Source organism: Bacillus sp. JJ634, assembly GCF_036962285.1.
GTDB lineage: Bacteria > Bacillota > Bacilli > Bacillales > DSM-1321 > Peribacillus > Peribacillus asahii_A.
This window is the reverse complement of sequence record NZ_JBALMU010000175.1, coordinates 1-6,921: the sequence shown is the minus strand read 5'-3', so window position 1 is coordinate 6,921 and position 6,921 is coordinate 1. Positions and strand designations below refer to the sequence as shown.

Genomic DNA, 6,921 nt, shown 5'->3' with positions numbered 1-6,921 from the left:
AAGTAAAACTCTTTACTTTTAAATAAGAATACAATCAATCAGTCTAATGAGATGGCTTCTGTATGTGCGCTGGTAATGTTGTTTTATCGTTACTTTTAGCGGAATTAACTTGCATTTGAGTTAAAAACATACTTGTAGAAAGATTTGCTCCATTTAAATTCGTATCGCGCAAATCAGCTCCAATAAAATCATACAATCAGCTGTTAAACTTTCTCTAACTTTTTTGGCTGTTTCATTATCCATTTTTATACCCTCTTAAAGCTTCTTTAATTTGAGATTAGAAAAAACCAACATCATTAGTCGTTGGTTTTTTGCTATACATATTAGTATTAAAAGTTAAATCCTACCTTCGTTTCACTATCTGAATCCCAGGATAACTCTTTACTTTTTCGATTATCCGCTTTTAATTCGTTGCAAATATCTAATACGTCTACTTGCTGTTCATAATGCCATTGAAGCGCGACGGCATTATATACTTCATTTAGTTGCGCAAATGAAAAACCATCTGTTGAATTCGCAATCAATGTTAGATCTTCTTTAGAGATTAGATTGGTAATGTTTTTCTTCAGTAAATATTGATAACGCATCTCTTGGGTTGGTCCTTTGATTTCATAAGCGCGATCAAATCGTCCTGAACGGTTAATAAGCGCTGGATCGATTTTTTCTGGATAATTTGTTGTTCCAATTAAAAAGATACCTTCTTTAGACGTTGCCCCATCTAATGTATTGAGGAATACTGAACGTACTTCTTCTGGCATGGAGTCAATGTCTTCAATGACTAAGACCATTGGTGCCATTTTCGCAACAGATGAAAATACTTCTTTAATCGAATAACTTGTTGTATATTCTGTAATTTGCCAGTATGCTACAGGTGCTGAAATACTGTTTGCAATCGATTTAACAAGCGTTGTTTTTCCGTTTCCAGGTTTACCATACAGTAGAATTCCTCGTTTATAAGGGATTTGATACGTTTTGAAAAACTCTCCGCTGTTTGTAAAAAATTCATCAATCGAGCGGTAAATTTGCTTTTTCATAGACTCTTCTAAAAAAACATCCTCACGTGTAACGAGATTCGTAATCTTTTCTTTTTCATTTTCAACGCCGTCTTCCGTATCAATAAATACAGTTACATAATCTTTAATATATTCGCGTTTCCGCTTTAATACATACGTTAAAAAGTTCCCTAATACCTGTTCGTTTTCAGCAAATACATAATCATGTTCCATATTGTCATGCGCTTGATAAATTGGCATTCGTACGAGCGCAATCTGATAGTCTGGATAATAGTATAAATGATTATTAATACTTGCTTTAACAAGGAATTCCATTTGCTTATCATTATGATTAGATGAAATGACACCTGTTTCTACACAATCATACACAGTAGCAAGTGATTGAACACGATCAGGATGAATGATTAAATCTTCTTCGAGTACTTCCCAAATTTCATTAGAGGTTTCACCATCAGAAAATAGTTGAAATTCCTTTTCTGTTTCTTGTGTAAGCTTTTTTTGTATGTTATGAATGGCAAACGCATAATTATAATATTGTGGTGCCGATTCTATACTTGTTTTAGAAAATTGAATAATAGATTGATGGTTTACTTTACTCACTAAATTCCTTCCCCTCTATGTAAATTACCTACAATTTTACATGAAAGGAATAAAAAAGAACACTAAAACCCCTTTAAGGTTTAGTGTTCTTTTTCTTTACTCATACAAAGCGGACTTCGCTAACAGTGTAATCGTTGCATCGTCCATCGGTGGATTGTGCAGTCCTGCACGAACGTCACGATAATAACGCTGTAATGGGTTGTTTCGCTGTAAGCTCTTTGCACCAACGACACGCATCGCTTTATCCACAACTGAAATAGCATGATTTGTCACAGAATGCTTCACTGCTCCTAGTTCTTTCATTAAGAATGGACGCTGCTCTGGTTGTTGTTCCCACTTTTCAGCCACAGAATAAAGAAAATGGCGCGCCTCTGCTAGTTCTAATTCGATTTCACCAATTGTACGTTGCACATTGGGCAAATCACGAATTGGGCTTGGAAGACTATTCGGCTTATACGTTTTCGCAAACTCAACGGCATAGTTCCTCGCTGCCGTAGCAATGCCTAAATAACATGCTGGAATATGTAAGAGCCACCCTTCACCTTGTTTCTTTCCTGGCTGCTGCCGCACAACTAAATACTTTTCTGGTACTGTTACATCTTGTAACACTAAATCATGGCTGCCTGTTCCTTGCATAGATACCATATCCCATGTTTCTTCAATACTTACACCGTCTAGATTTCGATGAATTAAAAAAGTCCCCATGGTCTCTTCTTCTGGTATCCAAGCTGTAACAAGAATAATGTCTAAAATATATGAAAGTGTCGTGAATGTTTTTCGTCCAGTGATACTCCATTGATTACCTTGTTTAGTGGCTATTGTCTCAGGACGTGCACCACGTGTAGGACTTCCTGAATTCGGCTCTGTTGCCGCTGTATTCACAATCGCGCCCTTTGCTACTTCTTGAAAAAATTCATCTAGTACCTCAGGATTCCATGGCTTTTTTTCAGTTAACGAAAGGATGGTCCCAACATGCCAGCCAATAGCTAATGCTGTCGGTCCACACTGAGTAGCAATCGCTTCTTGTGCTAATAGGAAATCATATAACGAACCTCCGCTCCCGCCGTATTCCTTCGCTAATGTTAATGTAGGATAACCGAACTCCTTAAGCTCTTTCATATTTTCAAAAGGAAAACCTCTTGATTCATCAAGTGCTTCAGCACGTTCTGAAAACAATTGAATGGCTGCATTTAAGCTATTGATATAATCCTCTTGTTCCTTTGATTGAAAAAATGGCACGTAACATCATCCTTCCTCATAAAACACAATATCTACTTTAATTCTATCACTTTAGTCAACTTAGCTCAAAAGCGATGAACACCACAATGTTTCTCCGATTCTGAGTATTTTTAGTTGTTCATCAGGAAGTTGTTGCCGCTCCCATTCTTGATTAAGTCGTTCCAATGCTTCAGGCCCTGTATCATCAGCTAAACGATAGGCTCCGTAATGCATAGGGATAAAAAAGTCTCCTGACAATTCAAGAAACGCTCGTACCGCATCTTCTGGATTAATATGAGAATCACTCATAAACCATTCTGGTTCATAGGCCCCAATTGGCATGAGGACATATTGAGGCTTAAATTTCTCAGCAATTTCTTGAAAACCACGAAAATAACCAGTATCTCCTACGAAATAAAAAGAAGTTTTCTCATTCTGTAGCACCCATCCACCCCAATATGAAGTATTTGTATCGAATAACGTACGTCTTGTCCAATGTTGTGCTGGAACAAAGGAAAGTGTCACTTCTCCTGCTTGAAAAGAATCCCACCAATTTGCTTCATATGTATGTTGATAGCCTCTTCTGACAAATGCTTTTTTTAGCCCATGTGGTACATAAAAAGCCGGATTCCCTTTCAAACGCCGAATGGTACCAAAATCGAGATGATCATAATGACCATGTGAAATCACAACAACATCAATTTCAGGTAGATCCTCAAGCGATATACCAGGCTTTGTTTGTCTCTTTTGTACACCTTGTCTTTTTGCCCAAACGGGATCAGTTAAAATATTCAGGCCATTCAATTGCAGCAAAAACGTTGAATGACCAATCCATGTAATTGAAGGATGAGAACCATTTGCTTGTAGTTGCTTAATCTGTTTCTGCTCTGCATGTGGAATTTTCTGTAATAAGTCTTTCTTTTTCTGCCGTCTTTCCTTCTGCCATTTCCAAAGATCCTTCATTGATTTCATGTTTGAAACGTTATCTAGATTCTCATAACGTTTTTTCATACCTTCATTCCTTTTCTAAAAACGAGAGAACACTCGCTAAATATTTTTGTACTTCTTGAACATGATGAGCGGCAGAATCTGCAATCTGTTTATAATGGTATTGCCCTTCATCTGTAATACGTAAATAACGCTTCGTTCGCTTCTCACTTTCCCAGCGTCCAACAAGTAGCCCCATTTCCTCCATTTCATGAGACAAATCATACAGATATCCATTGCTCGCAATCCAACCAAATTTATGTTTGAGCAAATCCGCAATCTCTCCCATATAAATCGGTTTCTTTGAAAATAAAGTTTTCAGCGTAACATAACGAACTAAGTCTTTTACGGAAACAATTTTCGAAATATACGACCTATATTCTTCTGGAAGGTCATGTGTAACTGCCGGATTAGGCCCTGATCCCGTTAAATCATACACAAATCGATCAATCACCAATTTGACTTCTGTAAAACGAGCAGAGAAATTATTTTGATACCATGCGAATAATTCTTTCCCTTTATCCGTAATTTGATAATAATTCCTTCTTTTTTCCGTGTATAATGAAAGATGACCAGATCCGACAAGTTGTTTGGCGATTTTACACAAATAGTCATAACTATGTACTTTTCCTGTAAAAGAGCTCTTTAATTCACCATGAATCGCCCGCGGATAATTTCTTTTTTTCGATAAAGAATGAAGTAAAAATAACGTTAAAAATTCTCTTTGACTCAATCCAATCGACTCAACAGAAGCAGTTAGCTTTTCTCCCTTCTCCATCCATACCCCTCCATAACATTTCTATCAGAAAACTCGCTAGAATATTTTTTTCTTAATCTTAATTCCATTATCCTGTGTTGGAACAAAATAGTAAAGTATTTAGGTTAGTTCAAAACACAAACGTTAGTTCTTGTTTTTATGGACAAAGCCTCACTAATTTTTATATAATAGACTGGAAATAAACGTTATGGTTGGATGACCTTAGGTAACGTTGTGTTTTAATAAAGGAGTGATTAGATTACATGAAACAACAAGCAACCCCCTATTTAATATTTAACGGAAATGCTAGACAAGCGTTAGAATTGTACAAAGAATTATTTCAAGGTGAAGTTGTTGAATTACAAACTTACGGTGAAGCGGATTTCCCAACTCCTCCAGAAGCTGATGATCTCATCATTCATGCAAAATTTAGAAAAGATTCTTTATTTCTTATGATTTCTGATGTGTTCCCTAATCAACCTTATGAAGCTGGCAATAACATTTCACTTGTTCTTGAATTAGAAAGCGAAGAAGAAATTCAATACATCTATGCTCAATTAAGTCAAAAAGGTTCTATTCTAATGGAATTACAAGATACCTTCTGGGGTGCTAAATATGCAAAAGTTCAAGATTCATTCGGTGTAATGTGGGATTTGAATTATACAAAAGCTTAACTGACAGACTCCCGCTCTTTCACAATTTGTGAGGGAGTTTTTTGTTGTAGTCTTGAAGTAAATTTACACTATACACCTTGATAAAGAGCAAACAAAAAAGCGTGTTTTGAAATAAATTTTAGTTAAAACGCGCTTTAAATATATTCAATTCAATTAAATCCTTCTTTTATACAATTATTTTGTGTTCCTTCTTCTACGAACGGGATAGTTGAACAAAGAATAGTAATGACATTCTAATTTTGTGACTAGAGTTTAATAATTGTGTTCAGAAAACATAAAAAGCAAGATTAAGCCTACTCTCTAAAAGTTTAAGATGCAACATTATTTGTATTTTAAAAATGGTCCCTCAAATGGCCACTTTCTTGAGTATTTTTTCTTATTCTTGGGTTGTACAATATCCTCTGGCACTTCTGCGATAATTGAATGAAGATCCTGATAGTCCTCGTTTATATTTTCAATATAAAACAAACCGCCTTTGGTCTGTTTGGCTTCTTTGATAAAATCTGGCCATAGATCAATATAAGGCTTTCCTAAAATCGCAGCATTTCCTAACCTTTTAGGTAGTCCCCTCCACCACCAACCAGATACGGGACTCCATCCCCTTCTAATCTCACTGTAAAAGGGATTTAACAGTTCGGAGGTTTTCAACCAAAATCGTTTTATTTCTAACGGCCATCCAGGTTGATCCATGACCTCTTCCAAAAAGTCAATCGAGATGTAACATGATCTAAATCCTTCACGTGTGGGGCCTATCTTATCTGGAATACCAATATGTACATCTGTAAAAGGCTTACTTGGATACCAAACGATTCCTTCATACAAATTCTCAGACACAAACTGGATAAAGTGTTCTTTTCCTTTGTCGGCCCATTTAAATTGAGGAGGCTCATAAACTCCGTATCTTCTAGGTAAAGCTTCCGGCATCGTGGATTCCATTAAATCTAAAAATGTATCCAAACCGTCTTTTATAAACGTATAATCATTCATAAACCACCATGTCATTTGAAGAAAACTTGAATCATCCTTCGGAGACATGGTTTTCAGCCTTTTCACACCCGATAGGGACAAGATAGTCCCTTCCTGTTCATCAACTACTACTCCATGAGAAGATTGAGCTAAAATTTTGGTCATTTTCTTGACTAGTTGTAAAGCTCTTTTAGGTGCATCGAAAGGTTCTAAGATAATCTCTGTAAAATACTTGATTCCCGGTAATTGACCAACCACTTCTTTTAGAATATCTTCTTCCATTACTTCAAAAGGACCACTTATTGTGATTTGCCAATTTTTATCTTCGTAGATGATTCCGTTATTTTGCCTCTTAATCTTCTCCTGATTAAAAACTTCATTCTCAAATAAGGTTTTATGTACAGACCATATACTAATATTGTAACTCATTTTTTCATTCCTTTAATTTAAAGTAGAGATTAGATTTATTCTATTGAGCTAACTAGATAGTCATAAGAGTTACTAAAGCCAGAAACTTTTTCATTCTATTATCTCCATTTCGTTATTATTTTGAAACAGAATAACCTCTATTCATTAGGTTTCAGTACACTAGCTTCTGTATTCCTTTATGTATAGGTTTTTAAGAACTAAGCGCTAATTGATATCTTAATCCTTTTTGACCAAATTTTAGACTATAAATCTTATTCCCGGATTTTTTAATAAATGG

At 35.7% G+C, this 6,921-nt stretch carries 6 protein-coding genes and 1 pseudogene; 1 reads left to right on the top strand and 6 read right to left on the bottom strand.

The window, feature by feature from the left end; translation table 11 throughout:
• Positions 1-43: 43 nt before the first annotated feature.
• From V7068_RS20690 to V7068_RS20670, 5 genes and pseudogenes are all read right to left on the bottom strand, one after another.
• Positions 44-190: pseudogene (locus V7068_RS20690) on the bottom strand (pentapeptide repeat-containing protein); the annotation flags it as partial.
• A 139-nt stretch (positions 191-329) separates the two neighbouring features.
• Entirely contained in the window at positions 330-1,613 is a 1,284-nt protein-coding gene (locus tag V7068_RS20685; protein ID WP_499714355.1) for an AAA family ATPase, read from the bottom strand.
• A 96-nt stretch (positions 1,614-1,709) separates the two neighbouring features.
• Positions 1,710-2,852 carry an acyl-CoA dehydrogenase family protein gene (locus tag V7068_RS20680; RefSeq protein WP_499714354.1) on the bottom strand — a complete coding sequence of 381 codons (1,143 nt, stop codon included), beginning with the start codon at positions 2,850-2,852 and terminating at the stop codon, positions 1,710-1,712.
• Between the two features lie 60 nt (positions 2,853-2,912).
• Entirely contained in the window at positions 2,913-3,842 is a 930-nt protein-coding gene (locus V7068_RS20675; RefSeq protein WP_499714353.1) for an MBL fold metallo-hydrolase, read from the bottom strand.
• A 4-nt stretch (positions 3,843-3,846) separates the two neighbouring features.
• Complete coding sequence (locus tag V7068_RS20670) at positions 3,847-4,596, bottom strand: PadR family transcriptional regulator (RefSeq protein ID WP_252285884.1); 750 nt, start codon at positions 4,594-4,596, stop codon at positions 3,847-3,849.
• A 242-nt stretch (positions 4,597-4,838) separates the two neighbouring features.
• Between V7068_RS20670 and V7068_RS20665 the strand changes: the two genes are divergently transcribed.
• Complete coding sequence (locus V7068_RS20665; protein WP_499714352.1) at positions 4,839-5,249, top strand: VOC family protein; 411 nt, start codon at positions 4,839-4,841, stop codon at positions 5,247-5,249.
• Positions 5,250-5,570: 321 nt separating this feature from the next.
• Here V7068_RS20665 and V7068_RS20660 read toward each other — a convergent pair whose 3' ends face one another.
• Entirely contained in the window at positions 5,571-6,497 is a 927-nt protein-coding gene (locus tag V7068_RS20660) for a hypothetical protein (RefSeq protein ID WP_499714351.1), read from the bottom strand.
• Positions 6,498-6,921 lie beyond the last annotated feature (424 nt).

What these genes read in the sequence shown, in the direction of transcription:
- V7068_RS20675 (WP_499714353.1), bottom strand. Translation starts at nt 3,842, where the DNA reads ATGAAAAAACGTTATGAGAATCTAGATAACGTTTCAAACATGAAATCA.
- V7068_RS20670 (WP_252285884.1), bottom strand. Translation starts at nt 4,596, where the DNA reads ATGGAGAAGGGAGAAAAGCTAACTGCTTCTGTTGAGTCGATTGGATTG.
- V7068_RS20665 (WP_499714352.1), top strand. Translation starts at nt 4,839, where the DNA reads ATGAAACAACAAGCAACCCCCTATTTAATATTTAACGGAAATGCTAGA.
- V7068_RS20660 (WP_499714351.1), bottom strand. Translation starts at nt 6,497, where the DNA reads ATGGAAGAAGATATTCTAAAAGAAGTGGTTGGTCAATTACCGGGAATC.